Genomic DNA, 24,443 nt, shown 5'->3' on the forward strand with positions numbered 1-24,443 from the left:
ACCAACTGAATAACAACACCACCCTGCCCCTTACACGGGCAGGACAGCATGTTGTAACCACAACACTTCCCACCCCCGGGTCACACCCGGGCGGACGGGTAACAAGGTTACGGCGGTCATAGCGTGGGGGAAACGCCCGGTCCCATTCCGAACCCGGAAGCTAAGACCCACAGCGCCGATGGTACTGCACCCGGGAGGGTGTGGGAGAGTAGGTCACCGCCGGACAACCATTAGGTCGAGGCCCCAACCACCAGGTTGGGGCCTCCCGCATTTAAACACCCACCCCACACCAAACAGACAACACCACACCCCCGGCCCCTCCCGCCGGGACCCTCTCGCACTTAACGCCCCCTCCCGCCGGGACCCTCTCGCACTTACCCGGCCCGCCCGCCGTCGGCCACCAGGACCAAACCGCGAGAGCACCCCCAAAAACTCCCCATCAACTGCGACAGCGTCACAGAAAACCCACATCAACTGCGAGAGCGTGTGAATATTGCCACGATGCCGGCGTCTGGGCTTCTCCCGTCCTGCCCGGTTGGGTGACTCCACTAGAATTGAAGAAGATGTACGGACTTCGAAGCGCTTGATTTCGGGTTGCGTAGGAAACGAAACACGGATACGAGCGGCTGCAGTTGCGCCAGTGGTCGGCTCACAACAGGAGGAATCCACATGGCTGAGCATAACGGCGGCAACCGCGGCGGAAATGACCGCGGGGCATTCCGCGGCAATAACAGTTCAGGCGGCGACCCGCGTGGATTCCGTTCCCGCAGCAGCCGCGACAACAGTGATTCCGGCCGTGCCTCCGGCGGCGGTGAGCGTAAGCCGTTTGGGGACCGTGACAAGAAGCCTTTTGGTGACCGTCCGCGCCGTGATGGCGAGGGTGAGCGTCGTGGATTCGGTGCCGGGGAGCGGAAGCCTTTCGGTGCTGGCGAGCGTAAGCCGTTTGGGGACCGTGACAAGAAGCCTTTTGGTGACCGTCCGCGCCGTGAGGGCGAGGGTGAGCGTAAGCCTTTCGGTGCCGGGGAGCGTAAGCCGTTTGGGGACCGTGACCGCAAGCCTTATGGCGACCGTGAGAACCGGGCCTTTGGTGACCGTCCGCGCCGTGAGGGCGAGGGTGAGCGTCGTGGTTTCGGTGCCGGGGAGCGGAAGCCGTTCGGTGCCGGGGAGCGTAAGCCTTCTGGCGATCGTGACCGGAAGCCGTTTGGCGATCGTGACCGCAAGCCTTATGGCGACCGTGAGAACCGGCCCTTTGGTGACCGTCCGCGCCGTGATGGCGAGGGTGAGCGTCGTAGCTTTGGCGGGGGAGAGAACCGGAAGCCTTTCGGTGAACGGACCGATCGTGGCGACCGGGCCGGCCGTGGTGACCGCCAGGACCGCGCGCCCCGTAGTTTCGATCGCGGCTCCAGCCGGGAAGATGCCGGGCCCCGCAACTTCGGGCGGGACCGCCAGGAAGACCGTCCCGTCCGCGTGCCCAACGCCCGGGACCTCCGGAGCGCCAACCGGCCGGACCGGGAACGTTCCCCTGAAATCGACGAGGACGTCACTGGCAAGGAACTGGACCGCGCGACCCAGCACCAGATCAAGACCCTCGAAGCAAAAAGTGCGGAGTGGGTGGCCCGCCACCTGGTCATGGCCGGCCGGCTGATCGATGAAGAGCCGGAACTCGCGTTCCAGCACGCCCTGGCTGCCAGCCGGCGCGGTGGCAGGCTCGCTGCCGTCCGCGAAGCCGTCGGACTGACGGCGTACGCCGCCGGCCACTACGGCGAGGCGCTGCGCGAATTCCGCACGTACCGACGCATCAGCGGCTCCAACGTCCACCTTCCGGTCATGGCCGACTGCGAACGAGGGTTGGGACGCCCTGACCGTGCGCTGGACGTGGCCCGTTCCGAGGAAGCCCAGGACCTGGACGCTCCCGGCAAAGCCGAACTCGCCATCGTTGCCGCCGGTGCCCGGACCGACCTTGGACAGCTGGACGCTGCCGTAGCCGAACTGGAAATCCCGCAACTGGACATCAACCGCGCCTTCTCCTACAGCCCCCGGCTTTTCCGCGCCTACGCCGACGCCCTCGCCGGCGTGGGCCGCGACGCTGAAGCCGAGAAATGGCGGAAGCAGGCCGTTGTGGCCGAGAACGCACTGGGCCAGGGCGTGGACGAGGAACCGGACATTATTGACCTTGGCTGGGACGAAGAGGAAGAGGCCAGGGAGGACGCCGAACGCCGCCGCCTGCTGGAGCGCGCATCCCAGGCATCGGAAACGGCCGCGAGTGCCGCATCCTCAACCGATGCCGCATCAGCCGCCGGTGCAGCTGCAGCCGGTTCCGCTGCGGAGTCCGCTGAACCGCAGGACGCCGCCATCGAAGACCAGGAGGGTGACTACTTCGCCTCCGACGACGCCGAGTCCGACGAAGACTCGGTGGAGCCGGACGAGCTGGAAACCTCCGGCGAGGCCGCAGACGGAGCCGAAGCCGGACACGACGGCGAACCCGGCGTGGAATACCAGGCCGGGGACCAGCAGGACCGGCGGGAAGACTGACGCATGAGTGACGTTCCCCTGATTTCCCTGTTCGACGCCCTCCTGGCAGATCTGGACGGCGTGGTCTATGCCGGACCGCATGCCATTCCCGGTGCGGTTGAGTCCCTAAAACAGCTCTCCGGCCTCGGCGTGGGGCTGGGCTACGTGACCAACAACGCATCCCGGTCCCCGGCGGAGGTGGCTGCCCACCTCCGGGAACTCGGCGCGCCTGCCGAGGACCACCAGGTGGTCAGTTCCTCCCAGGCCGCCGCAGACCTTCTCGCCTCCCTGCTGGCTCCGGGCTCCAGGGTCCTCATCACCGGCAGCCCGGCGCTGGCCGCGGAGATCGAACTCGTGGGGCTCGTACCGGTGTACGGCCAGGACGAGGACCCGGTGGCGGTGGTCCAGGGATTCAACCCCGAGATCGGGTGGAAGGACCTGGCCGAAGCCACCTACGTCGTCAACGCAGGCGCCCTGTGGGTGGCCACCAACACTGACATGTCCATACCGCAGGCCCGCGGCATCGCCCCGGGGAACGGCACGCTGGTGCACGCTGTCGCAGCCGCAACGGGCCAGACCCCGCGTGTGGCCGGCAAGCCCGAAGCGCCGCTCTTCCACTCCGCCGCCAAGCGGCTTGGCGCGGAACGGCCCCTGGTGGTGGGAGACCGGCTGGACACGGACATCCTGGGCGGAAACAACGCAGGCTTCGCCACTGTGGCGGTCCTGACCGGCGTCGACACCCGGCAAACCATCCTGGCCGCCCGCGCCGCCGAGCGTCCGGACTACATCATCAGCTCCCTGGCGGACCTGCACCGGGTCTACCCGGAGGTCACGCACGACGACGGCACCTACGCCTGCGGCGAGGCCACGGCCCGCGTGGCCAACGGGGCGGTGGGCATCATCGGCAGCCAGGACAACCTTGATTCCTGGCGGGCCGCGTGTGCAGCCTGGTGGGCAGCCACCCCGGACGCCGCCGCACCCCAGGCGCCTGAACTCGTCTGGCTGGATCACTAGACTGGTGGAATGACTGAGCTGACCGAACCCCGCCCCGCAGCAGCCCAGCCTTCCCCGGACTGGCCCGGAACCGACGGAGCAGGTGTCACGGACCCGGTAGTGGCGCACGCACTGGCACGGCTTGAAGCCTTGCCCCAGGTCCCGGTGGCGGAGCACGAGACCGTTTACAACGAACTTCACGATGAACTGCTTGCCGCACTGAACAGCGAACCCGCCGACAGCGGGCATGGAAGCAGTGATCCGACGGACGGCGCCGCCTGATGCCGCTGCGCCTCGACCAGGCGTTGGTGGCCCGCGGCCTTGCACGCTCCCGCACCCATGCGGCCGCCCTGATCGCCGAGGGCAAGGTCAGTTCCGCCGGACAGGTCCTCGCCAAGGCATCCCTCCATGTCGATGAGGGCCGGGACCTCGCCGTTCAGCATGATGAACAGGACGCCTACGCCAGCCGCGCGGGCCACAAGCTGGCCGGCGCCCTTGACGCCTTCCCCGAGGTCTCGGCAGCGGGAAAAAGATGCCTTGACGCCGGAGCCTCCACCGGCGGCTTCACGGACGTGCTGCTGAGGCGGGGAGCCGCGCACGTGGTGGCGGTCGACGTCGGGCATGGCCAGCTGGTGCCCCAGCTCCGCGAGGATCCCCGCGTGGAGGTCCACGAGGGACTGAACGTCCGCTACATGTCCCCCGCGGACATTGGCGGCCCTGCAGCGCTTACCGTGGCTGACCTGTCCTTCATTTCCCTCACCCTGGTGGTGCAGCCGCTGGCCCTCTGCACTGAGCCCGGCGGGGACCTGGTGCTGATGGTGAAGCCGCAGTTTGAAATCGGAAAGGACCGGCTGGGACGGACCGGCGTGGTCACCTCCGAGCGGGAACGGCGCCTGGCGGTGGAGAAGGTTGCCAGGGCAGCGCTCGACGCCGGGCTCGACCTGACGGGCCTTGCGCAGAGTCCGCTGCCGGGCCAGGACGGAAACGTTGAATACTTCCTGTGGATAAAACGCAGGATGAGCCAAGACTTGCCTAAGATCGAAGAGCGGGAGGCAGCGGCCGCTGCCTTGCTCGGACGAATCTGGCCGAACCACTAGAGAGCGGAACCTGATGAGCAGGCGTGTACTGGTCCTCGCCCATACCGGCCGCGAGGACTCACTTAAGGCCGCCTGGGAGGCGTGTGCCCTGCTGCATGCCTCGGGCATCGTGCCGGTCATGCAGGAGTCCGAACTCGGGGACATGGAGCGGTTTTTCGGACACCTGGCCCAGCCCGTGGAGATCCTCCACGACCACGTCCGGCTCCCGGACGTCGAACTCGTCATGGTCCTCGGCGGTGACGGCACCATCCTGCGCGCGGCAGAGCTTGTCCGCGAGGTGGACGTGCCGCTGCTTGGGGTGAACCTCGGCCATGTGGGATTCCTCGCCGAAAGTGAGCGGGCGGACCTGGCCCAGACGGTGGAATGGATTGCCAGCCGTGAGTACACGGTGGAAGAGCGCATGACCATCGATGTCCAGGTGTGGGTGCGCGGCCAGAAGATCTGGCACACGTGGGCGCTGAATGAGGCCGCCATCGAGAAGGCCAACCGTGAACGCATGCTGGAGGTGGTCACCGAGGTGGATGAGCGTCCCCTGACGTCCTTCGGCTGCGACGGCATCGTGCTGGCCACGCCCACGGGTTCCACAGCGTACGGTTTTTCTGCCGGCGGCCCGGTGGTCTGGCCCGAGGTGGAGGCCCTGGTCATCGTCCCCATCAGCGCCCATGCCCTCTTCGCCAAGCCCCTGGTGGTCTCGCCACACTCCCGGTTGGCGGTTGAAGTCCTGAACCGTACGGATGCCCTGGGCGTCCTGTGGTGTGACGGCAGGCGGTCAGTGGACCTGCCGCCGGGAGCCAGGGTAGAGGTCACGAAGTCCGCCACTCCGGTGCGGCTCGCGCGCACGCACCAGACGCCGTTTTCCGCCCGCTTGGTCCGGAAGTTCCAGTTGCCCATTCACGGCTGGCGGGGCCCGGCTCCCAAGGCTGAGTCCGTTCACACCGGCCCCATCCCCATCATTCGGACGCCCCGCCCCATGCCCCCGCTCCAGGTACCGCAGGCGGGCCAGCCCGATGTCGAAACCGATCCGCCGACCGCAAAGTGAAGCCATGCTTGAAGAACTGAGAATCCGCGATCTGGGCGTCATTGCTGACGCAACGCTGCCGCTGGGGCCAGGCCTGAGCGTGGTGACCGGTGAGACAGGTGCGGGCAAGACCATGGTGGTCACCGCCGTCGGGCTCCTGCTGGGTGCCCGCTCCGACGCCGGGGCGGTGAGGAGCGGTGCCAAGAGTGCCACCGCCGAGGCAGTGCTCAAGCTCGACGCCGGCCATCCCGCCATAGCCAGGGCTTTGGAGGCGGGTGCCGAGGCGGAGGAGTTCGACGGCGGCGCGGAGCTGATCCTGGCCCGCCGCCTCGGCTCGGACGGCCGCAGCCGTGCTTTCCTGGGCGGCAGGGCCGCCCCGGTGGGCGTCCTCGCCGAGATCGGCGAGACCCTCGTGGTGGTCCATGGCCAGTCGGACCAGATCCGGCTTAAGGGAGCCGCCGCCCAGCGGGGCGCCCTGGACAAGTTCGCCGGTGAGGCGCTGTCCGGCCCGCTGGCCGTCTACCAGGACCTGTACAACCGCTGGAAGTCCAGCCAGGCGGAGCTGGACACGCTCCGCAGCGCCGCCCGCGACAGGCTGCGCGAAGCTGAGTCCCTGGAGACCGCCCTGGCGGAGATTGACCAGGTGGATCCGCAGCCGGGGGAGGACGAGCTGCTCAAGGCCGAGGCCGTAAAGCTGGCCAACGTGGAGGAGCTCCGCATCGCAGCGAGCACCGCCCACCAGGCGCTCATCGCCGAGGACTTCGGCGAAGCCGGTGACGCCACCACACTGGTTGACGCCGCCAAGCGGACGCTGGAGCATGTGGCAGAGCACGACGCCGAGCTCGGCTCAGCGGCTGCGCGGCTGGCCGAGGTGGGCTTCCTGCTCAACGACATCGCCACCGAGCTGGCCAGCTACCAGGCCGGCCTGGACACGGAAGGGCCGGAACGGCTCGCGGAAATAGAGGACCGCCGGGCCGCCCTGGCCAAGCTGGTCCGCAAGTACGCCCCGACAATTGACGAGGTCCTCGTCTGGGCGGAGAACGCCCGCATCCGTTACGACGAACTGCAGGACGACTCCACCCGGATCGAAGCCTTGGACGCCGAGGTTGTGAAGGCTGAGGCGGACCTGAAGAAGCAGGCCGCCGCAATCAGCAAGACCAGGGCCAAGGCCGCCAAGGACCTTTCGGCCCGGGTCAGCGCGGAGCTGAAGGCGCTGGCGATGGCCGATGCCACCCTGGTCATCACCATCGACCCGGCCGGCCAGCTAACACCGTATGGCGCCGACGAGATCAGCTTCCTCCTGCAGCCGCACTCCGGTGCGCCCGCCCGGCCGTTGGGCAAGGGCGCATCCGGCGGTGAACTCTCGCGCGTCATGCTCGCCATTGAGGTGGTGCTGGCCGCCGTGGACCCCGTCCCCACGTTCGTCTTCGACGAGGTGGACGCCGGTGTGGGCGGACGTGCCGCCGTCGAGATCGGCCGCAGGCTGGCCATGCTGGCCCGCCACGTCCAGGTGCTGGTGGTCACGCACCTTCCGCAGGTGGCCGCCTTCGCGGACCAGCACATCACGGTCACCAAAACCTCAGTCAGGGGAGCCGACGGCAAAACAGCCACGGGGTTCACCTCAAGTGATGTCCGCCTCCTTGATGGTTCCGAACGGGTCCGCGAACTGGCGCGCATGCTGGCAGGCCAGGAGGATTCGGAGTCGGCGCAGGCCCACGCACAGGAACTGCTGGACGACGCCAAACTCCTGCCGCAGCGGGCCTGAAACCCGGCCTTGCCGGGGTGCCGGCCAGCGGCCGCCCCTTGCTCCCGGGGCGGCCGGACCGGCAGACTTGGTCATTTGGGAAGTACTCCCAGCGATCCGTGGAAGGCTCAAATGATGATAGGCTCGAATTCCGTGGTGCAGCGATCAAATTCCCGTGTAAATTCCCGGTTCCCGGGCTCGTCCAAGACGACCAAACACATCTTCGTAACCGGTGGTGTGGCGTCCTCGCTCGGTAAGGGACTGACGGCGTCAAGCCTCGGCCACCTGCTGCGGGCGCGTGGCCTGTCTGTAACTATGCAGAAGCTCGATCCGTACCTGAACGTCGATCCGGGCACCATGAACCCCTTCCAGCACGGCGAAGTCTTCGTCACTGACGACGGTGCCGAAACTGACCTGGACATCGGACACTATGAGCGCTTCCTGGACGAAAACCTGGAAGGTTCGGCAAACGTGACCACGGGCCAGGTGTACTCCACGGTCATCGCCAAGGAACGCCGCGGCGAGTACCTCGGCGACACCGTCCAGGTCATCCCGCACATCACCGATGAGATCAAGCGCCGCATGCGCCTGCCGGCCGAGGGCAAGAACGCCCCGGACGTCATCATCACCGAAATCGGCGGCACCGTGGGCGATATCGAATCCCAGCCGTTCCTCGAGTCGGCCCGCCAGGTACGCCAGGACATCGGCCGCACCAACGTGTTCTTCCTCCACGTCTCGCTGGTCCCGTACATCGGGCCGTCCCAGGAACTGAAGACCAAGCCCACCCAGCACTCCGTCGCAGCACTGCGGTCCATCGGTATCCAGCCTGAGGCGATCGTTATCCGCTCGGACCGCGAAGTTCCGGACGCGATGCGGGAAAAGATCGGCCGCATGTGCGATGTCGACATTGACGCCGTGGTCAACGCTGCTGATGCCCCGAGCATCTACGACATCCCCAAGACGCTCCACACGCAGGGCCTGGACTCGTACATCGTGCGCGCCCTGGACCTGCCCTTCAAGGACGTGGACTGGACCAGCTGGGACAAGCTGCTCGAAGCCGTGCACAACCCCAAGCACGAGGTTGAAATCGCGCTGGTGGGCAAGTACATCGACCTGCCCGACGCCTACCTGTCAGTAACCGAGGCCCTGCGAGCCGGCGGCTTCGCCAACGACACCAAGGTCAAGATCCGCTGGGTCCCCTCGGACGAATGCGAAACCCGCGAGGGCGCCGTCAAGGCGCTCGACGGCGTCGACGCCATCTGTGTTCCCGGCGGCTTCGGCATCCGCGGGCTTGAAGGCAAACTCGGCGCCCTGAAGTTCGCCCGCGAAACCAAACTGCCGGTCCTGGGACTCTGCCTGGGCCTGCAGTGCATGGTCATCGAATACGCCCGCAACGTGGTGGGGCTGGAGGGCGCTTCGTCCAGCGAGTTCGAGCCGGACTCCAAGTACCCGGTCATTGCCACCATGGAAGAGCAGCTGGAGTTCGTGGAAGGCCGCGGCGACCTCGGCGGCACCATGCGCCTGGGCCTCTACGAAGCAAAGCTCGACGCCGGATCCGTCATCGCGGAAACCTACGGCAAGACCACCGTCAGCGAACGCCACCGCCACCGCTACGAGGTCAACAACAAGTACCGCGACCAGATTGCAGCTGAAGGCCTGGTCTTCTCCGGCACGTCCCCGGACGGCAAGCTCGTGGAGTTCGTTGAACTGCCCGCGGACGTCCACCCGTACTACGTGGCCACCCAGGCGCATCCTGAGCTGAGCTCGCGTCCCACGCGGCCGCACCCGCTGTTCGCCGGCCTGGTCAAGGCAGCCCTGAAGCACCAGGAGGGCTCCGACACGGCCGCCATCGCGGATGCCGGCGCCCTGCACTCCGGTACGGTAGCCGCTAAGTAGTTCCAACTGAAAAAGGACGGCGCGATGCCCGGCACACCTGAAAACCCCCCTGCTGCACAGCAGGTTTCGGATGCACCGAGCCCGCGCCGTCTTTTGTCTACCGAGAAGGTGTACGAGGGCCGGATCTGGGACGTGGTCAGCGACAGCTTCCAGCTGCAGGAGACCGGCGAGGCCCTGACCCGCGACTACATTGACCACCCCGGGGCAGTGGCCGTCCTGCCCATGAACGCCGACGGCGAAATCCTCCTCCTCAGGCAATACCGCCACCCGGTGGGCATGGACCTCTGGGAAATCCCGGCCGGCCTGCTGGACATCGAAGGGGAGGACTTCGTCGTCGGAGCCGCCCGCGAACTGGCCGAGGAAGCGGACCTCGCCGCGGGAACGTGGAACGTCCTGGCCGACTTCTTCAACTCCCCGGGGTCCTCCAGCGAGGCCATCAGGATCTACCTTGCCCGGGACCTCACTGACATACCCCACCACGAACGCCACGAGCGGACCGATGAGGAAGCGGAGATCGAGTTCCACTGGATCGACCTGGACGACGCCGTGGCGTCGGTGCTGGCCGGCAGGCTCCACAACCCGTCCGCCGTCGTCGGAATCCTGGCGGCGGCCGCGGCCCGCGCCGGCGGGTATGAAGGCCTCCGTCCAGCGGATGCCCCGTGGCCTGCCCACCCCAGCCAGCGCTGATGGTCCCCATTTCCTCCGCCGGGCTGGCCCCGGCCGGTCCGGCCCCGGCAACGCCGGTCCAGGATTCCGCACCACCGCCTGCACCGCCAACCGCCGTTGACCGCGGCATCACCGACTACCTCCAGCACATGGGTGTGGAGCGCGGGCTCGCGGCCAACACCCTGGCTGCCTACCGGCGGGACCTTGCCCGCTACTCCCGCTACCTTTCCGCCGCAGGCTGCCGGCGCCCGGAGGAGGTCACCCGGCGCCACGTGACCGGATTCGTCCAGGCCCTGTCTGACGGTTCCGACGGCGGCACGGCCCTGGGAGTGCGGTCCGCGGCCAGGACCGTGGTTGCCGTACGCGGCCTCCACAAGTTCTGGGCCCTGGAGGGGCATACCCCCTCCGACCCCGCCAGTGAGGTCCACCCGCCAATGCCCGGGAAACGGCTGCCGAAGGCCATCAGCGTGGACGAGGTGACCAGGATCCTCGAGGCGGCGGGAACGGACACGGCAACAGGGCTGCGCGACCGGGCCCTCCTTGAGTTCCTGTATTCCACCGGGGCGCGGATCAGTGAGGCCGTGGGCCTGGACGTTGACGACATTTCCTTGGCGGAGGCCGGATCGGGCCCGGCCATCGTTCGGCTCTTCGGCAAGGGGTCCAAGGAACGGCTGGTACCTCTCGGCTCGTACGGGGCCAGGGCGTTGGACGCCTACCTGGTGCGCGGACGTCCCCTGCTGGCGGCGAAGGGAAAAGGAACACCCGCACTGTTCCTGAATGCCCGCGGCGGCCGCATCAGCCGCCAGAGTGCCTGGACCATCCTCAAGGCAGCAGCCGAAAAGGCGAACATCACCAAGGACGTTTCCCCGCACACCCTCAGGCACTCCTTCGCCACCCACCTGCTCGAAGGCGGCGCCGACGTCCGCGTGGTCCAGGAACTCCTGGGTCATGCCTCGGTGACCACAACCCAGGTGTATACCCTTGTCACTGCCGATACCCTGCGGGAGATTTATGCTGCCGCGCATCCCCGGGCACTGGGCTGAGCGTGGCTGCCGCTGCAGTGGCCCTGTGTTTCCTGCTCCGCGAAGTGGACGGCGTCCCCCAAGTGCTGCTGGGACTAAAGAAAACCGGCTTCGGTTGCGGAAAGATTGTCGGCATCGGCGGGCACGTCGAAGCGGGGGAGACCGCCGCGGAAGCGGTGATCCGCGAGGTGCGGGAGGAAACCGACGTCGGGCTCCGGCTTGAGGACCTTAGGGATGCGGGCGTCGTACGGTTCGTGTTCCCTGCCAAGCCGGAGTGGGACATGGACACGCGCCTGTTCACCGCCGTTTGCTGGGAAGGCGAACCCATCGAAAGCATCGAGATCGCTCCCGCCTGGTTCGATACCGCCGCGCTGCCCGTTGACCGGATGTGGCAGGATGCGGACCACTGGCTGCCGGTGGTGCTGGAGGGCGGCAGGGTCAATATCGTGGTGACCATGGACAACGACAACGAGGCCGTCGCATCGTCGGAAAGCCTGCTGCCTTAAGCCGTTAGACGCCGACGGCGGGCCGGGCACCGCAGCGCCCTCCCGCCGTCGTCGTTGTTTCCGCAGCAGCGCCTACGGCAGGTGCCGCTCCTCGGGGCCGTTGTACTCGCTCAGCGGCCGGATCAGCGAGTTGGAGTCCAGCTGCTCCATGATGTGCGCCGTCCAGCCCGTGATGCGGCTGGCAACGAACAGGGGAGTGAACGTTGCGGTGTCGAAGCCCATCAGGTGGTAGGTGGGCCCTGCCGGGTAGTCGAGGTTGGGCTTGATGGCCTTGGCTTCGTCCATGGCGGTTTCAAGCCCCTGGTAAAGGCCCAGGATCTCGGGCCGCCCGTAGTGGGCGATCATCTTGTCCAGCGCAGCCTTCATGGTGGGCACCCTGGAGTCGCCGTGCTTGTACACGCGGTGGCCGAAGCCCATCACTTTCTTCTTCTGGGCCAGCGCATTCTCCATCCACGCCTTGGCCCGGGCTGCTGCCTCCTCAAGGGACTCCTCGGGCCGGATCCCGATCTCGTCGAAGGTGTGCATGACGGCCTCGTTGGCTCCGCCGTGCAGTGGTCCCTTCAGCGCACCGATGGCTCCGGTGACCGCCGAGTGCAGGTCCGAGAGGGTGGACGTGATGACCCGAGCTGTGAACGTCGAGGCGTTGAAGCTGTGCTCGGCGTACAGGATCATGGAAACGTTGAAGGCCTCCACCACCTCCGGTACCTGCTCCTCGCCAAACGCCATCCAGAGGAAGTTGGCCGAGTAGCCAAGGTCGTCGCGGGGCTCCACTGGGTCGATGCGCTGGCCCGCGGCGTGCCTGCGGCGCTGGTCGTACGCCACCACGGCCGGCATGGCGGCGAAGAGGTCCACCGCTTTGGCCATGTTGGCCTCCCGCGACGAGTCTTCCGCTAGCGGATGCCTCGCCCCCATCACCGACGCGGCTGTCCGGCAGACATCCATGGGATGCGAGCTGGTGGGCAGGGTATCGACTACCTGCTTGACCACCGGGTCCAGGGCGCGCCCGGCCCGCTCCCGCGCGGTGAATTCAGCTAGCTGGTCTTGGCTGGGCAGTTCCCCGTTCCAGAGGAGGTACGCAACTTCCTCGAAGCTGCACCGGGAGGCGAGCTCCTGGACCGGGTAGCCGCGGTACAGCAGTGAGTTGGTGTCCGGGTTGACCTTCGAGACGGATGTGTAATCCACTACGACGCCGGCGAGACCTTTTTTGATGTCCTGTTCAGCCATGCTGAAACTCCCTTGTTCCTGTCGCCTTTCGGATGCCGGCCGCGGCCGGCGGTGGTGGTTTTTAGTGCTTCCCGGGGACCTGGAAATTGAAGACCCCGGTGTCGAAGCGGTTGTAGGCCTCGTAGTCAACGAGGTCGTACAGCCGCGCACGGGTCAGCATGCTGCCCACCTGTGCCTCCTGTGTTCCCTCAGCCTTGATCGAGTCCAGCGTACGCTCAGCAGCGCCCATGGCACTACGGAGCAGGGTCACCGGATAGATCACCATGTTCACGCCCACCCCGGCGAGCTGGTCCACGGTGAAGAGTTCGCTCTTTCCGAACTCCGTCATGTTTGCCAGGATTGGCACGTCCACGGCGTCGCGGATGGCCTGGAACTCGTCCAGGGTGGCCATCGCTTCGGGGAAAATGGCGTCCGCACCGGCATCCACGAGAGCCCGGGCGCGGTCCTGGGCCGCTGCGAGCCCATCCGTGGCGCGGATGTCGGTACGGGCCATGATCAGGAAGTTCGGGTCCCGTCGCGCATCCGCGGCTGCCCGGATGCGTTTCGTGGCAGTCTCCAGGTCCACCACGTTCTTGCCGTCCAGGTGGCCGCAGCGCTTGGGGTTGAACTGGTCCTCGATGTGCAGCCCGGCCAGGCCGGCATTCTCGATTTCCTGGACGGTGCGGGCCACGTTCATGGGTTCACCGAAGCCGGTGTCCGCATCCACGATCGCGGGCAGGTCCGTCATGCGGGCGATCTGTCCGGCGCGGGTGGCGACTTCGGTGAGGGTGGTCAGGCCGATGTCCGGCAGGCCGAGATCGTTGGCCAGCACGGCGCCGGAGATGTAGACCCCGGCGAAGCCCTTTTCCTCGATCAGCCGTGCCGAAAGCGGGTTGAAGGCGCCCGGGAACTGCTGGATGGTCCCGGAGGCCAGGAGTTCCCGGAACCGGACCCGCTTCTGCTCCGGAGTGGTCTTGGAGTACAGCATCAGAAAAGGCCCTTGGGTGCGGCGCCCAGGTCGATAACCCCCGGCGCGGCAGTGATGTTCAGTTGGTCCAGTTCGCCGGCGGCGAGTTCCGGGAGGCGTTCGACGGCGGCCAGGAACCTTTCGATTTCCGGTTCCTCCACTAGCCCGGCGGCGAGGGTGCGGAACTTGTTGACGTACTGCTCCCGGCCGAAGGGCCGGGCACCGAGCGGGTGGGCATCGGCCACCGCGATCTCGTCCGTGATAACTGTGCCGTCCGCGAGGGTGATCTCCACGGAACCGCCGAAGGCCTTTTCGGCAATGTCCAGGGAATGGTAGCGCCGCGTCCACTCGGGATCTTCCTCGGTGCACACTTTCTGCCACAGGTCCACCGTGTCCGGGCGTGCGGCGCGTTCGGGGGCATAGGAGTCCACGTGGTGCCACGCGCCATCCTGCAGCGCCACTGTGAAGATGTACGGGATGGAGTGGTCCAGGGTTTCCCTCGAGGCGGTGGGGGAGTATTTCTGCGGATCGTTCGCGCCGGAGCCGATCACATAGTGCGTGTGGTGGCTCGTCTTGATCAGCACGGACTTCACGTTCGCGGGGTCGGTGGCCTCGGGGTGCTCACGGTTCAGCTTCCGCGCGAGGTCGATCCAGGCCTGGGCCTGGTACTCGGCGGAATGTTCCTTGGTGTACGTGTCCAGGATGGCGCGCTTGGCCTCCCCGGCTTCCGGCAGCGGGACCAGGTAGGAAGCGTCCGGGCCGTCAAGCATCCAGGCGATCACCCCGTCCTCGCCCTCGTAGATGGGTACCGGCGAGGTCTGACCGCGCATGGCACGGTCCGCGGCCTCCACTGCCATCTTGCCGGCGAACGCCGGTGCGTGCGCCTTCCAGGTGGAGATCTCACCCTTCCGCGACTGCCGCGTGGCCGTGGTGGTGTGCAGGGCCTGGCCCACGGACTGGAAGATGGTTTCGACGTCGAGCCGCAGCAGGGTACCGATGCCCGCCGCAGCCGACGGGCCCAAGTGCGCCACGTGGTCGATCTTGTGCTTGTGCAGGCAGATGGCCTTGACCAGGTTCACCTGGATCTCGTACCCGGTGGCGATGCCCCTCACGAGGTCGTGTCCGCTGGCCCCGGTGTGCTGGGCAACGGCAAGGATCGGGGGAATGTTATCTCCGGGGTGTGAATAGTCGGCAGCCAGGAAGGTGTCGTGGTAATCCAGTTCGCGCACCGCCACCCCGTTGGCCCACGCCGCCCACTCGGGAGAGACGCGCTCGCCGATACCGAAGACCTTGGCGCCCTTCCCGCCGGTGCTGGGGCCATGCGCCAGCGCCTGGGCCCGGGCCGCCACGATCGGAGCACGGTTCAAGGACGCGATGGCCACCGAGGCGTTGTCGATCACCCGGTTGATCACCATGTCTGTCACCTCGTCGGTAACTGCCACCGGATCGGTGGCTACCTTGGCGATCTTGTAGGCGAGCTGCTCCTCGCGGGGCAGGTTTTCCTCGCTCTTGTATACGCGGACGTGGTGTTCCTTAACCATGATGCTCCTTGTCGTGGGGCCTGTGCGTGTTTTTGACGTGTGAAAGGCTTCTGTGCAGGTGGAGGGTGGTGGCTGCCTCGGCCAGCCGGGGATTGCCGGCGGCTATGGCCTCGGCGATTGCTGCGTGCTCGGCGGCAGCGGAAGTGAGCCGTGGCGCATCGTCGGCGGCGAGCCTGCGGACCCGGACAAGGTGCACGCGCAGGCCGCGCATGGCCTGGGCCAGGTAGGAGTTGGAAGCAGCAGCATCGATGGCCGCGTCGAGGCGCCCCGCGAGGTCGTAATACGCGTGCCGGCCCGGATCGCTGCCATCGATGAGGGCGGGTGCCTCAAGGAATTCCTTCTGCAACTGCAGGAACACGGCAGAGTCGCCGCGTTCGGCGGCGAGCGCCGCGGCTTTGCACTCCAGGGTTTCGCGCAGCTCGAAGAGTTCGTCGATGTCGTCCAGTGAGACGTCGGTGACGACGACGCCGCGGCTGCCCGCCGTCGTCGTCAGCCCTTCCGCCGTGAGCCGGCTCAGCGCCTCCCGCAAGGGAGTGCGCGAGACACCCAGGCGTTCCGACTGCTCCACCTCCGCCAGTACCGTGCCCGGTAGGAGGCGCCATTCGGTGATGTCATCGCGCAGCGCTTCATAGGCCCTGTCGCTGGCGCGCATCCTTGCCTCCTTCGGTGGTTTGACCTCTTCAGTGTATACAAAGCGTGGGAAAAAACCAGCCCGAAGCGGCAACAACTGCAAAAAATCTCGCTGCCTGTATACATTGCTATTGTTTCCGTTCAACGGCCCGGCTAGCATGGCGTCATCACAATGTCGTGGACGGGATATGCGCTTTCATGGTCACCAACAGCTATCGGGACACTTACGACCACAGCCTCAGGGAGCCAGGGGAGTTCTGGCTCAGCGCGGCCGCAAGGATATCCTGGTCAACGCAGCCCCGGCGCGCCCTGGACTCCAGTAGGGCTCCGCTGTACGGCTGGTTTCCCGACGGCGTCCTGAATACCTCCTACAACGCCCTGGACCGCCATGTGGAGGCCGGCCGGGGGGACCAGGATGCCCTGATCTTCGATTCGGCCATGCTCGGCAGCCAGCGCCGGTTCAGCTATGCGGAACTCACCGGCCTTGTGGCGCGCTTTGCCGGGGTCCTTCGCAACAGCGGCGTGGGCAAGGGCGACCGCGTGGTGATCTACATGCCAATGATCCCCGAGGCCGCCATCGCCATGCTTGCCACGGCCCGGCTCGGGGCAGTGCATTCAGTGGTGTTTGGCGGATTCGCCCCAAAGGAGCTTGCATCCCGCATTCGGGATGCCGCCCCTGCCGTGGTGGTCACTGCCTCGGGCGGAATCGAGCCGTCACGCCGCATTGAATACCTCCCCGCCGTCGCGGATGCCCTCACCCTGGCCGGCGTGCCGGATCTCCCCGTTATCGTCACGGCACGGGAGGGTTTCACCGCCACGGCAGCGGAGCACGGCTGGCTGGACTGGGATTCCGAAATGGCCGCCGCCCAACCGGCCGGGCCGGTGGACGTCGCTGCTACGGATCCGCTGTACATCCTGTACACCTCCGGTACCACCGGGACGCCCAAGGGCGTGGTCCGGGACAACGGCGGACACGCGGTCGCCCTCAGTTGGACGCTCGAGAACGTCTACGGCATCGGTCCGGGAGACGTTATGTGGACCGCCTCGGATGTCGGCTGGGTGGTGGGGCACTCCTATATCGTCTACGGCCCGCTGCTGGCCGGCGCCACAACAGTCCTCTATGAGGGGAAACCGGTCGGAACCCCGGATGCCGGCGCCTTTTGGCGGGTGGTCCGGGACCACGGCGTCAACGTCCTGTTCACGGCGCCCACGGCACTGCGGGCCATCCGGAAGGCGGACCCGGATGCAGCCCTGCTGGGCGCCTACGACATTTCCAGCCTGCGCACCCTCTTCACGGCAGGGGAACGGCTGGACACGGACACGTTCCACTGGGCCTCGCGGACGGTGCGTGTCCCCGTGGTGGACCACTGGTGGCAAACGGAGACGGGCTGGGCCATCTGTGCCAATCCCCGCGGGCTGGAAGAGCTGCCGATCAAACCGGGTTCGCCCAGTGTTCCCATGCCGGGGTTCAAACTTCGCATCGTGGACGGCTTCGGGGAGGAGGTGGGGCCCGGAAGCGAAGGCAACATCGTGCTGGGCCTGCCGCTGCCGCCCGGGACGCTGGCAACGCTTTGGGGCGACGACGAACGCTATGTCTCCTCCTACCTGCGGGCTTTCGACGGCTGTTATGCCACCGGTGACTCGGGCTACCGGGACGAAGACGGCTACGTGTTCGTCATGGGGCGCACCGACGACATCATCAACGTGGCGGGACACAGGCTCTCCACCGGTGCCATGGAACAGGTCATTGGCCAGCACCCGGCCGTGGCCGAGTGCGCGGTGATCGGCCTCGCGGATCCGCTGAAGGGCCAGCGCCCCAGCGGCTACGTTGTGCTGAAGTCCGGGGTGGAGGTCTCGCAGGACGTCCTGGAAAAGGACCTGGTGGCGCTGGTGCGCCGGGACATCGGGGCCGTCGCCGACTTCAAGCACGTCACCGTGGTGGAGGCCCTGCCCAAGACCCGGTCAGGAAAGATCCTCCGCAAGACCATGCGCCAGATAGCCGACGGCGAGGAGTACACGGTGCCGTCCACCATCGAGGACGCCGGGGTGATAGACCAGCTCATCGGGACCCTCCGCCCCACGCCGGGGTGAGGCCCGGGTCCAGTTCAGCGCGCGTTCCAGCGGTACTCGTTCTCCGGCCTGCCCGGGGTGCCGTACCGGGCAGTCCTGGAGACTGTACCTGCATCGGCCAGGTACTCCAGGTAGCGCCGCGCGGTGACGCGGGACATGCCGAGGGCGTCCATGACCTCCGTGGCCGAGACGGCATCGCGCTGCTGTTTGACGAAGTCCTGCACCGAGTCCAGCGTGGAAACCGAGAGGCCCTTGGGCAGGGGGAGTTCGGACGGCGCCCGCAAACTGGCGAAAGCCTGGTCCACTTCGCTTTGGGACGCGCCGGTCTTCCCGGATCCTGCGTCATGGCCTGCGAGCTGCTGCCGGAACTGCCGGTAACTCTCCAGCTTGTCGGCGAAAGTGGCAAAGGTGAACGGCTTGATCAGGTACTGGACCACGCCAATGGCCACCGCGCTCCGGACGATCGCCAGTTCCCGCACCGCCGTGATGGCAATGATGTCCGCCAGGATGCCGGCCGCCCGCATGCGCCGCGCAATGTCCAGCCCGTGGAGGTCCGGGAGGTTCATGTCCAGGAGGACCAGCTCCACCGGGTTGCCTGCCGCGGAGAATTCGCCGAGCAGGCGGAGGGCAGACTGGCCGTCAGGAGCGCTTCCGGCCAGTTCAAAGCCCGGCAACCGCCCGATGTAGGCCGCGTGTGCGGCTGATGCGATGGCCTCGTCCTCAACGATGAGGACCCGGATGTTGCTCACGGTGTGTGCTCCTTCTGCGGGGACACCGCTGCGGGAAGAAATACTTCGAACTTCGCTCCGCGCCGTCCGTTGATGGTCAGCGTACCGCCCAGGCGGTGTACTGCCTGCCGGACCAGCGCCAGCCCGATGCCCCGTCCGCCGGGTCCGGAAGGCTTGGTGCTGAAGCCGTGCCGGAAGATGTTGTCCGCGGCCTGGGCGTCCAGCGCCGCACCGGAATCGTGGACGGCAATGTCCAGCCCCTCCTCGTCCGACTCCACGGTCAGCTGCACCCGCCGCGGCGGAGGAGCGTCTGATGCCGCATCGATCGCGTTGTCCAGCAGGTTGCCCAGGATGGTGACCAGGTCCTGCACCGCGACTCCCGCCACAGTACCGGAACCCAGCGTGGCAACGTCGAGCTGGACGCCGCGTTCGTGGGCTTCAGCCACCTTGCCCATGACCAGGGCACCCAGTACGGGCTCATCCACCGAGCCGACCATGTCATCGGTCAGCTGCTGGCTCAGTTCCAGGTCCCGGGTGGCAAAGTCCAGGGCTTCCTGGGTCCGGCCCAGCTCCAGGAGCGAGACCATGGTGTGGAGCCTGTTGGCGTGCTCATGGGTCTGTGCGCGGAGCGCTCCGGAAAGGGTGCGCATGGTTTCCAGTTCGTTGCCCAGCGCCTCAATCTCGGTCCGGTCCCGCAGCGTGGCCACCGTGCCGTAGACGGCTGACCTGCCGCGGTTCCCCGGAGCCCCGGGCGCCTTGGCCGGTCCCTGGTTAACCACCAGGACCCGCGAACCGGTAAGGACAATTTCGTCCTTGGCAGTCCGCCCCGACTCGAACAGTTCCCGGAGCTCCTCCTCGAGCGGCAGTTCCGCCAGTGACGGGGGCCGGGTGGGGTCCTCGCTGCCGGATCCCTCAAGGCCCAGCAACTCGGCCGCGTGGTCGTTGTACATCACCACGCGGCCCTTGGCATCGATGAGGATCAGCCCTTCCCGGACCGAGTGCAGGACGGACTCGTAGTATGCGAACAACTGCGAGAGCTGCTCCGGCCCCCAGCCGCGGGTGACCCGGCGAAGATACCGGCCCAGCAGCCAGGAGGCCAGCGAGCCTCCCAGCAGCAGGGCAAGGCCAATCGCCAGCAGGGCAGGCAGGCGTCCCGCGAACGCAACATCCACCGTCCGTACCGTGACACCCGCCGCCACCAGCGCCTTCACGCCGCCCGCCTCATCCTTGACCGGGACGATCGTCCGCACTGACGGGCCCAGCGTCCCCGCCGTCACTTCCGTGTATTGCTCACCCCGCAAGGCGGCGTCGATTGAGCCGATGTAAGGCCGGCCGATTTCCTCCTCCCGCGGGTGCGTCCAGCGCGTCCGGTCCGGAGCCATGATGGTCACGAAGTCGACGTCGGCTGCGGACATTACGTCGCTGGCATAGGGCTGCAGGACGGCGGAGGGGTCCGGGCCGGCGGCCGCCTCCAGCACCAGCGGACTGGCTGCGATCGAAGCGGCGATCCCCGCCATGCGCGTGCCGGCCTCGTCATAGGCGCGGTCACGGGCATCAACGTAGGTGGCTGAACCAACGATGGCGATGAACACCACCACAATCAGCAGGTTCGCCACGAAGAGCCGGCGGGCGATACTCCAGGGGTGGATCATCCGTACCTCCACGCGCCTTCCACGACCAATATGAACGCAACGGTGAGCTGGGTCACGGCGTACCCAATGATGGATATCACACCGGAGGACGTGTTGAGCCCAGATACTGTGCCGCAGCGTCTATCAGATTATCCATATAAGGAGACACATCATGGCTTCTCAACGAGGAGAGTCGCTTGACACCGTGAAGACGCGGCGCAAGGGCATCGACAAATCGCACTACCTGTACATCGCCGTCATCGCCGCCGTGATCCTCGGCGCCGTGGTGGGCCTGATGTTTCCGGAGGTCGGCAAGTCCCTCAAGCCGCTCGGCGACGGGTTCATCAAACTCATCAAGATGATGATCGCCCCGGTCATCTTCTGCACCATCGTCCTGGGCATCGGCTCGATCGCGAAGGCTGCCACGGTAGGCAAGGTAGGCGGCATGGCGCTGGGCTACTTCGTCCTGATGTCCACGTTCGCGCTCGCCATCGGCCTCGTGGTGGGCAACCTGATCCACCCGGGTGAGGGCCTGAAACTCGCTCCCTACGACCCCAACAAGAAGGCGGAAGTAGACAGCACCGTTGCCTTCCTCCTTGGCATCATTCCGGGAGATATTCCCGTCCTGCCCACCCTCTTTGCTGCCATCCTCGTAGGGTTCGCCCTCCAGAAGATGGGCCCGCAGGGCGCTCCCATCCTCAAGGCCATCAGCCACGGCCAGGTCCTCGTGTTCCGCATCCTGATCATGATCATGTGGCTCGCCCCCGTGGGTGCCTTCGGTGCCATCGCCGCCGTCGTGGGAGCTACCGGCTTCCAGGCCATCGTCAGCATGTTCACCCTGATGGCTGCCTTCTACATCACCTGCGCACTGTTCATCGTGATCATCCTGGGCGGCCTGCTCAAGGTTGTCACCGGCGTCAACATCTTCAAGCTGATGAAGTACCTGGGCCGCGAATACCTGCTCATCTTCTCCACGTCCTCCTCCGAGGCCGCCCTGCCCCGCCTGATCGCCAAGATGGAACACCTCGGTGTCTCCAAGCCCGTTGTTGGCGTCACGGTGCCCACCGGCTACTCCTTCAACCTTGACGGCACGGCCATCTACCTGACCATGGCCTCCCTGTTCGTTGCCAACGCCATGGGCACGCCGCTGGACCTGGGCGCCCAGATCTCCCTGCTGATCTTCATGATCATTGCCTCCAAGGGTGCAGCCGGTGTCACCGGTGCCGGCCTCGCCACGCTGGCTGCCGGCCTCCAGGCCCACAAGCCCGAGCTGCTGGGCGGCGTAGGCATGATCGTGGGCATCGACCGGTTCATGTCCGAGGCCCGCGCCCTGACCAACTTCACCGGCAATGCCGTAGCCACCGTCCTGATTGGCACGTGGGTCAAGGAGATCGACGGCGTACAGGTCAACCAGGTGCTCTCGGGTGAACTGCCCTTCGACGAGCAGACCATGATTGCCGGGCACGCCGCCCCGGTCGTCGAGGAAACCGGGGCGCGCGTTCCCGCCACCGTCTAGCACGAACCAGATACCAGTCCGGATCAACGCAGCAGCCCCCGCAGCCATGGCAGCGGGGGCTGCCGCGTGTCCTGAACCAAACCAACCTTCGACCTCAGCTAGAGGGTCAAGGCTCAACATGGGCCGAAAGTCAAGTTCCCTCGAATGCCGTGTCGGTCGCTGTAACCTTGGGAAGAAGAAGGAACGGCGCTGGCAGTCAGCGGCAGGAAATCACCGTCATCGAAAGTGTGGATAGATACGTGAGCAGCGAACAGGGTTCAGCAACTCTGGAGGGCACGGAATTTGACCTGGACAATGCGGTGATGGGGCCCACCGGGCGCCCATACCGCGAGTTTCCGGAACCCGCGCCGCTGTCCTCCCACGGTCCGGCCCGGGTCATCGCCATGGTGAACCAGAAGGGCGGCGTCGGCAAGACCACCTCCACGATCAACCTCGCCGCGGCGCTGGCGGAATACGGCCGCCGCGTCCTCCTGGTCGACTTCGATCCGCAGGGTGCGCTTTCGGCCGGCCTCGGCGTGAATCCCCACGAGCTGGACCTCACTGTCTACAACGTGCTGATGGACCGCAAAGTGGACATCCGCGACGCCATCCACCAGACCGGCGTCGAGAACGTCGACCTGCTGCCGGCCAACATTGACCTCTCCGCCGCCGAAGTCCAGCTCGTCAATGAAGTTGCGCGAGAGCAGGTCCTGGACCGGGCCCTCAAGAAAGTCGAGGACGACTACGACGTCGTCCTCATAGACTGCCAGCCTTCCCTCGGGCTCCTGACCGTCAATGCGCTCACCGCGGCGCACGGCGTCATCATTCCGCTGATCTGCGAGTTCTTCGCCCTCCGCGCCGTGGCGCTGCTGGTGGAAACCATCGACAAGGTGCAGGACCGCCTTAACCCGCGCCTGCAGGTGGACGGCGTCCTCGCCACCATGTACGACGCACGGACGTTGCACAGCCGGGAGGTCATCACCCGGCTGGTGGAGGCCTTCGGCGACAAGGTCTTCGAGACCGTCATCAAGCGCTCCATCAAGTTCGCGGACGCCACCGTGGCCGCCGAGCCGATCACGAGTTACGCCGGCAACCACGTGGGCGCCGACGCCTACCGCCGGCTGGCCAAAGAGCTGATCTCGCGCGGCGGCGCACCCTAGCCACGCCGTGGCCGAAACCAAGCCCGGCTTCGAGGTGCGGCTGGCCAACTTCACGGGTCCGTTCGACCTCCTGCTGGGGCTGATTGCCAAGCACCAGTTGGACATCACCGAGGTGGCCATCGCCACGGTGACCGACGAATTCATCAAGTACATCCGGAAGCTGCAGGAACTGGGCGAGGACTGGGCCCTTGACGAAGCCAGTGAATTCCTGGTGATCGCCGCGACACTGCTGGACATCAAAGCTGCCAGGCTTCTTCCTGCCGGGGAGGTGGAAGACGACGAGGACATGGCCCTGCTCGAAGCCAGGGACCTGCTCTTCGCCCGGCTGCTCCAATACAAGGCCTTCAAGCACGTGGCCGGGCTGCTAGGCGAAACATTGCACCAGGAAGCCCGGCGTTTTCCCCGGCAGGTTGCGCTGGAGGAACACTTCGCTGCGCTGCTCCCCGAGCTCGTCTGGAAGCACACTCCTGAACAGTTCGCAGCCATGGCCCAAGCTGCGCTGCAACCCAAGGCGCCCAAAGCAACGGAGGTGGGGCTGGCCCACCTGCACGGCGGCAATGTCAGCGTCAAGGAGCAGGCGGAGATCGTGGGGTTGCGGCTCCAGCAGGAATCGCCGCTGACTTTCCGGGCCATCATTGCCGACGCAGAGTCCACCTTGGTGGTGGTGGCCAGGTTCCTGGCCCTGCTTGAACTGTTCCGGGACAAGGCAGTCTCCTTCGACCAGCTTTCGCCGCTGGCGGACCTTGCCGTCCACTGGACAGCCGGCGGCAGGCAGTGGTCGGCGGAGAACCTGAGCGAAGAATTCGAGGAGCAGCTGTGACCAAGGAAGCTACCGAACCAACGGACCCGGGGGAGGATGACCTGGAAAACCTTCCGGGCGGGGCCAAAGCTGCCATTGAGGCCGTGCTGATGGTCATCGACCAGCCGGCAACAGAAGAAGAACTGGCTGCCGGGCTTGGGCTGACCGTTGAAACGGTCACCACGCTGCTGGCCGAACTTCAGCGCGAGTATACCGGCTATACTGTTAAAGCCCCGGATATGGAACAAGCCAGCGCCGCTGGTTTCGGCTCCAGCCCCCGGGGTTTTGAATTGCGGAACATCGCCGGTGGCTGGCGAATCTATTCCCGCGCGGAATTCGCCGACATTGTTGGCAAATACGTGCTGGAAGGGCAAACGGCCAGGCTCACCCAGGCGGCCCTGGAAACGCTGGCGGTCATCGCGTACCGGCAGCCTGTCTCCAGGGCAAGGGTGTCCGCAATTCGGGGCGTCAATGTTGACTCTGTGGTCAGGACACTCGCCCAACGCGGGTTGATCGAGGATTCGGGAACGGATCCGGAGTCCGGGGCCATCCTCTACCGGACTACATCGTATTTCCTGGAGCGGATGGGAATCGGCTCGGTGGCCGAGCTGCCGCAGCTGTCTCCACATCTTCCAGGGTTGGACGGCATCGCGGAGTACTACGACGCCGAAGGGATCTAGGCGGGTTCGCCCTGCCTGGGCAAAGAGAATTTATCAGGGCAGACTATTTCTGCACGGCTGGTTAAGGTTGTCTGTGGACACCTTTC

22 protein-coding genes and 1 rRNA gene are annotated in these 24,443 nt (G+C 66.3%); 16 read left to right on the forward strand and 7 right to left on the reverse strand.

All coding sequences use genetic code 11. The annotated features are described in order from the left end of the window. Positions 1-108 precede the first annotated feature (108 nt). Positions 109-225: ribosomal RNA gene (gene rrf / locus C3B78_RS07180) — 5S ribosomal RNA — on the forward strand. 510 nt (positions 226-735) lie between these two features. On the opposite strand, the gene C3B78_RS19990 is transcribed toward rrf, so the two are convergent. Beyond that, a complete protein-coding gene (locus C3B78_RS19990; RefSeq protein ID WP_234005546.1) occupies positions 736-1,575 on the reverse strand; it encodes a hypothetical protein in 840 nt (279 codons plus the stop codon). A gap of 36 nt (positions 1,576-1,611) precedes the next feature. Between C3B78_RS19990 and C3B78_RS19995 the strand changes: the two genes are divergently transcribed. The 10 genes from C3B78_RS19995 (at position 1,612) to C3B78_RS07230 (ending at position 11,453) form a co-directional block, all read left to right on the forward strand. Then, positions 1,612-2,532: a hypothetical protein gene (locus C3B78_RS19995; protein WP_234005547.1), complete on the forward strand. Its 921-nt coding sequence runs from the start codon at positions 1,612-1,614 to the stop codon at positions 2,530-2,532. A gap of 3 nt (positions 2,533-2,535) precedes the next feature. After that, positions 2,536-3,525 carry an HAD-IIA family hydrolase gene (locus tag C3B78_RS07190; RefSeq protein WP_104997456.1) on the forward strand — a complete coding sequence of 330 codons (990 nt, stop codon included), beginning with the start codon at positions 2,536-2,538 and terminating at the stop codon, positions 3,523-3,525. Between the two features lie 9 nt (positions 3,526-3,534). Then, positions 3,535-3,786, forward strand: a complete 252-nt coding sequence (locus tag C3B78_RS07195; RefSeq protein ID WP_104997457.1) for a hypothetical protein — start codon at positions 3,535-3,537, stop codon at positions 3,784-3,786. Continuing rightward, entirely contained in the window at positions 3,786-4,601 is an 816-nt protein-coding gene (locus tag C3B78_RS07200) for a TlyA family RNA methyltransferase (RefSeq protein ID WP_104997458.1), read from the forward strand. The genes C3B78_RS07195 and C3B78_RS07200 overlap by 1 nt, the downstream gene beginning before the upstream one ends. 13 nt (positions 4,602-4,614) lie before the next feature. Continuing rightward, positions 4,615-5,640, forward strand: a complete 1,026-nt coding sequence (locus C3B78_RS07205) for an NAD kinase (protein WP_104997459.1) — start codon at positions 4,615-4,617, stop codon at positions 5,638-5,640. Between the two features lie 4 nt (positions 5,641-5,644). Further along, positions 5,645-7,384 carry a DNA repair protein RecN gene (gene recN, locus C3B78_RS07210; RefSeq protein ID WP_104997460.1) on the forward strand — a complete coding sequence of 580 codons (1,740 nt, stop codon included), beginning with the start codon at positions 5,645-5,647 and terminating at the stop codon, positions 7,382-7,384. Between the two features lie 114 nt (positions 7,385-7,498). Continuing rightward, the gene (locus C3B78_RS07215; protein ID WP_104999687.1) at positions 7,499-9,259 is read left to right on the forward strand and encodes a CTP synthase; all 1,761 of its coding nucleotides are present in this window, start codon (positions 7,499-7,501) and stop codon (positions 9,257-9,259) included. 24 nt (positions 9,260-9,283) lie between these two features. Then, entirely contained in the window at positions 9,284-9,946 is a 663-nt protein-coding gene (locus C3B78_RS07220; protein ID WP_104997461.1) for an NUDIX domain-containing protein, read from the forward strand. Next, positions 9,946-10,968: a site-specific tyrosine recombinase XerD gene (gene xerD, locus C3B78_RS07225; protein ID WP_104997462.1), complete on the forward strand. Its 1,023-nt coding sequence runs from the start codon at positions 9,946-9,948 to the stop codon at positions 10,966-10,968. The genes C3B78_RS07220 and xerD overlap by 1 nt, the downstream gene beginning before the upstream one ends. Positions 10,969-10,970: 2 nt before the next feature. After that, positions 10,971-11,453, forward strand: a complete 483-nt coding sequence (locus C3B78_RS07230; protein ID WP_104997463.1) for an 8-oxo-dGTP diphosphatase — start codon at positions 10,971-10,973, stop codon at positions 11,451-11,453. Between the two features lie 72 nt (positions 11,454-11,525). Here C3B78_RS07230 and C3B78_RS07235 read toward each other — a convergent pair whose 3' ends face one another. The 4 genes from C3B78_RS07235 to C3B78_RS07250 all read right to left on the reverse strand — a co-directional run bounded on the left by C3B78_RS07235 (position 11,526) and on the right by C3B78_RS07250 (position 15,816). Beyond that, positions 11,526-12,677: a bifunctional 2-methylcitrate synthase/citrate synthase gene (locus C3B78_RS07235; protein WP_104997464.1), complete on the reverse strand. Its 1,152-nt coding sequence runs from the start codon at positions 12,675-12,677 to the stop codon at positions 11,526-11,528. Positions 12,678-12,738: 61 nt separating this feature from the next. Continuing rightward, complete coding sequence (gene prpB / locus C3B78_RS07240; protein ID WP_104997465.1) at positions 12,739-13,644, reverse strand: methylisocitrate lyase; 906 nt, start codon at positions 13,642-13,644, stop codon at positions 12,739-12,741. Further along, on the reverse strand, positions 13,644-15,164 hold the full coding sequence (locus C3B78_RS07245; protein WP_104997466.1) for an MmgE/PrpD family protein: 1,521 nt from the start codon (positions 15,162-15,164) through the stop codon (positions 13,644-13,646). Before C3B78_RS07245 ends, prpB begins: the two co-directional genes overlap by 1 nt. Beyond that, positions 15,157-15,816 (reverse strand): GntR family transcriptional regulator, encoded by a 660-nt coding sequence (locus tag C3B78_RS07250; RefSeq protein ID WP_104997467.1) that lies wholly within the window; start codon positions 15,814-15,816, stop codon positions 15,157-15,159. The genes C3B78_RS07245 and C3B78_RS07250 overlap by 8 nt, the downstream gene beginning before the upstream one ends. A 176-nt stretch (positions 15,817-15,992) precedes the next feature. Between C3B78_RS07250 and C3B78_RS07255 the strand changes: the two genes are divergently transcribed. After that, entirely contained in the window at positions 15,993-17,885 is a 1,893-nt protein-coding gene (locus tag C3B78_RS07255) for an AMP-binding protein (protein ID WP_104997468.1), read from the forward strand. Between the two features lie 14 nt (positions 17,886-17,899). Here the strand turns inward: C3B78_RS07255 and C3B78_RS07260 are convergent, their stop codons facing one another. Together C3B78_RS07260 and C3B78_RS07265 are read right to left on the reverse strand one after the other, a co-directional pair. Beyond that, positions 17,900-18,613 carry a response regulator gene (locus C3B78_RS07260; RefSeq protein WP_104997469.1) on the reverse strand — a complete coding sequence of 238 codons (714 nt, stop codon included), beginning with the start codon at positions 18,611-18,613 and terminating at the stop codon, positions 17,900-17,902. Then, positions 18,610-20,244 (reverse strand): sensor histidine kinase, encoded by a 1,635-nt coding sequence (locus tag C3B78_RS07265; protein WP_104997470.1) that lies wholly within the window; start codon positions 20,242-20,244, stop codon positions 18,610-18,612. The genes C3B78_RS07260 and C3B78_RS07265 overlap by 4 nt, the downstream gene beginning before the upstream one ends. A gap of 151 nt (positions 20,245-20,395) precedes the next feature. Between C3B78_RS07265 and C3B78_RS07270 the strand changes: the two genes are divergently transcribed. From C3B78_RS07270 to scpB, 4 genes are all read left to right on the forward strand, one after another. Then, positions 20,396-21,739 (forward strand): cation:dicarboxylate symporter family transporter, encoded by a 1,344-nt coding sequence (locus C3B78_RS07270; RefSeq protein WP_104997471.1) that lies wholly within the window; start codon positions 20,396-20,398, stop codon positions 21,737-21,739. A gap of 239 nt (positions 21,740-21,978) precedes the next feature. Continuing rightward, entirely contained in the window at positions 21,979-22,878 is a 900-nt protein-coding gene (locus C3B78_RS07275; protein WP_013600617.1) for a ParA family protein, read from the forward strand. Between the two features lie 7 nt (positions 22,879-22,885). Beyond that, positions 22,886-23,698 carry a segregation and condensation protein A gene (locus C3B78_RS07280; RefSeq protein WP_104997472.1) on the forward strand — a complete coding sequence of 271 codons (813 nt, stop codon included), beginning with the start codon at positions 22,886-22,888 and terminating at the stop codon, positions 23,696-23,698. Further along, positions 23,695-24,357 carry an SMC-Scp complex subunit ScpB gene (gene scpB, locus C3B78_RS07285; protein WP_104997473.1) on the forward strand — a complete coding sequence of 221 codons (663 nt, stop codon included), beginning with the start codon at positions 23,695-23,697 and terminating at the stop codon, positions 24,355-24,357. Before C3B78_RS07280 ends, scpB begins: the two co-directional genes overlap by 4 nt. Positions 24,358-24,443: the final 86 nt, after the last annotated feature.

Origin of the sequence: Arthrobacter sp. PGP41, from assembly GCF_002953935.1 — a bacterium.
Lineage (GTDB): Bacteria > Actinomycetota > Actinomycetes > Actinomycetales > Micrococcaceae > Arthrobacter.